Source organism: Frankia sp. KB5, from assembly GCF_002099325.1.
GTDB lineage: Bacteria > Actinomycetota > Actinomycetes > Frankiales > Frankiaceae > Frankia > Frankia casuarinae.
On record NZ_MRUJ01000354.1, the window covers coordinates 1 to 3,170 of the forward strand.

At 73.2% G+C, this 3,170-nt stretch carries 1 protein-coding gene; it reads left to right on the forward strand.

Going from position 1 to position 3,170, the window contains the following annotated elements; translation table 11 throughout:
• Positions 1 to 30 precede the first annotated feature (30 nt).
• On the forward strand, positions 31 to 3,170 hold a 3,140-nt coding region (locus KBI5_RS24220), incomplete at its 3' end, for an amino acid adenylation domain-containing protein (RefSeq protein ID WP_241883165.1).

The window sequence follows — 3,170 nt, forward strand, 5'->3', positions numbered from 1 at the left end:
CGCCCGCCCGAACTGCCCAGGGTCGAGGACATGGTAGGCCTGTTCATCAACACCGTGCCGATCCGGGTGCCGCTCGACCCCGCCCAGCCGGTCGCCGAGATGCTTACGGCGCTGCAGGCCCGCCAGACGGCGCTGATGTCCTGCCACTACCTGGGCCTTGCCGAGATCCAGCGGATCACCGGCCCCGGCGCCACCTTCGACACGCTGCTGGCCTACGAGAACTACCCGCTCGACTCGTCGTGGGTCTCCGCGATGGCTGACGACCGCGACCTGACGATCACCCCGGCCGGGGGGCACGAGGCGCCGCACTATCCGCTCGCGCTGGCCGTGGTCCCTGGCCGGGACCGGCTGGAGCTGCGGCTGTCCTACCAGYCCGAGGTGTACGAGCGGGAGATGGCCGAGGGGCTGGCCGCCGCCATGGTGCGGGTGCTGGCGGCGATCGCCGCCGACCCGGCCGCCCGTGTCGGCACGGTCGGCATCCTGGACGAGACGGGCCGGGATCTGGTGATCCGGCGGTGGAACGACACCGCGGTGCCGGTGGACGCCGGGTCGCTGGTCACGGCGTTCGAGCGACGCGTCGCCGAGCATCCGCACGCCGTCGCCATCGACGGGGACGTCACGCTGACCTACCAGGAGCTGAACGCGCGCGCCGACCGGCTCGCCCGTCTGCTGGCCACGCTCGGCGTGGGCACCGAGAGCCTGGTCGGGGTGCTGATGGAGCGGTCGGCCGAGCTGGTGGTGGCGCTGCTCGGGGTGGTGAAGGCGGGCGCCGCCTATGTGCCGCTGGATGCCGCCAACCCGCTGGAGCGGATGAAGGCCGTGATCGCCGAGGCCGCACCCGTGGCGCTGCTGGTCGGCCAGGCCACGATCGACCACCCGATGACCCGCGAGGGCGGCCTGCCCGCCGCCAACATCGTCCGGGTCCCCTCGGAGGTGCCGGCCGGCGACGGCCCCTTCCCGGTTGCCCCGGCCGCGGCCAACCTGGCGTACGTCATGTACACCTCGGGATCGACGGGGGTGCCGAAGGGAGTGGCGGTCACCCACGGCAACGTGGTCGGCTTCTGCCTGGATGGCGCCTGGCCCGCCGAGGTGACCGAGCGGGTCATGGTGCAGGCCAACCACGCCTTCGACGCCTCCACCTACGAGGTGTGGGTGCCGCTGCTGCGCGGCGGCACCGTCGTGGTCGCGCCGGCCGGTGACCTGGATGCCGCCGACCGGGAGCGGTTCATCGCCGCCCACCGGATCACCAACGTCCACGCGACCGCCGGCCTGTTCGCCGCGCTGGGCGAGCAGACCCCGCACATCTTCGCCGGGGTACGCGAGGTGTCGACCGGCGGCGACGTGGTCTCGGCGGCCGCGGTGAGGACTCTGCTGGAGACCCATCCGGACATGGTCGTGCGGTCCACCTACGGGCCGACCGAGACGACCGCCTTCGCCACCCACCTCCCCTTCACCGCGGGCGACCAGGTGCCGGCGTCGGTGCCGATCGGCCGCCCGCTGGACAACACCCGGATCTACGTGCTGGACGGCTTCCTGCAGCCGATCCCGCCCGGCGTCGGGGGAGAACTGTACGTGGCCGGCGGCGGGCTGGCCCGTGGCTATCTCAATCGTCCCGCGTTGACCGGGGAGCGGTTCGTGGCCTGCCCGTTCGGGGGGTCGGGGGAGCGCATGTACCGCACGGGTGACCTGGCCCGGTGGACCGGCGATGGTGGGCTGGTGTTCGCGGGGCGGGCGGATGCGCAGGTGAAGATCCGTGGTTTCCGGATCGAGCTGAGCGAGATCGAGAACGTGCTGTCCGGCTGCCCGGGGGTCGCGCGGGTCGCGGTGGTAGCCCACACCAGCCAGGCCGACCACAGCCAACTGGTCGCCTACGTGGTGCCCGCCGAGGGGGAGAGCGTGACGGGCTCCGCGGTGCGGAGGTACGCGGCGGGACGGCTGCCGGACTACATGGTCCCCGCCGCCGTCGTCCCGCTGGCGGAGCTGCCGCTGACCGGCAACGCCAAGCTGGACCGGGCGGCCCTGCCCGCGCCGGACTTCGGCCGCATGGCGACCGGGCGCGAGCCGCGCACGCCGATCGAGGAGGTGCTGTGCTCGCTGTTCGTCGACGTGCTGAAGCTGGAGTGGATCGGGGCCGACGACAACTTCTTCGAGTTGGGTGGCGACTCCCTGCTGGCGATGCGGCTGCTCGCCCGGGTACGGGCCGTCCTCGACGTCGAGGTGGGAATCCGCACCCTGTTCACCGGCGCCACCCCGGCGGCGGTGGCCCGTGTGGTCGAGGCCGGTGGCCGCTCGCGGCCCGAGCTGGTTGCCGGGGTACGGCCGGACCCGGCGCCGCTGTCGTTCGGCCAGGCCCGGATGTGGTTCCTCAACCAGTTGGAGGAGGGACGGGCGGTCTACAACGTGCCGCTCGCGCTGAAGCTGACCGGGCAGCTCGACCGGTGGGCGCTGCAGGCCGCGCTGGCCGACGTCGCGGCGCGTCACGAAAGCCTGCGGACGGTCTTCCCTGACGTCGACGGCGTGCCGGGTCAGCACCTGCTGGACGAGACGGTGGGCCGCCCGGAACTGGTGATGGTGGCGGTGACCGAGGCGGAGCTGCCGTCGCTGATGGCCGCCGAGTTGGGGCGCGGGTTCGACGTGGGCAGCGAGCCGCCGCTGCGGGTACGGCTGTTCACGCTGTCCCCCCGGGAGCACGTGCTGCTGCTGGTGGCGCACCACATCGCCTCCGACGGCTGGTCGATGGGCGTGCTGGCCCGCGACCTGTCGGTGGCCTACACCGCCAGGCTGCGTGGGCGGGTACCGCAGTGGACCAGATTGCCGCTCCAGTACGCCGACTACGCGGTGTGGCAGCGCGCGGTGCTGGGCGATCTGTCCGACCCGGCGAGCCTGATCAGCGAGCAGCTCGCGTACTGGCGGGAGGCACTCGCCGACATCCCCGCGGAGCTGGCCCTGCCGGTCGACCGCCCGCGCCCGCCGGTGCCGAGCTTCACGGGCGGCGCGGTGCCGATCCGGATCGGCGCGCAGACCCACGAGCGGCTTGTCCGGCTGGCCCGGGGGCGGCGGGCAACGCTGTTCATGGTGGTGCAGGCCGCAGTTGCGCTGCTGCTGTCTCGCCTTGGCGGGGGCAACGACATCCCGATCGGCACCGCAGTGGCGGGCCGGGGCGAGGCCGC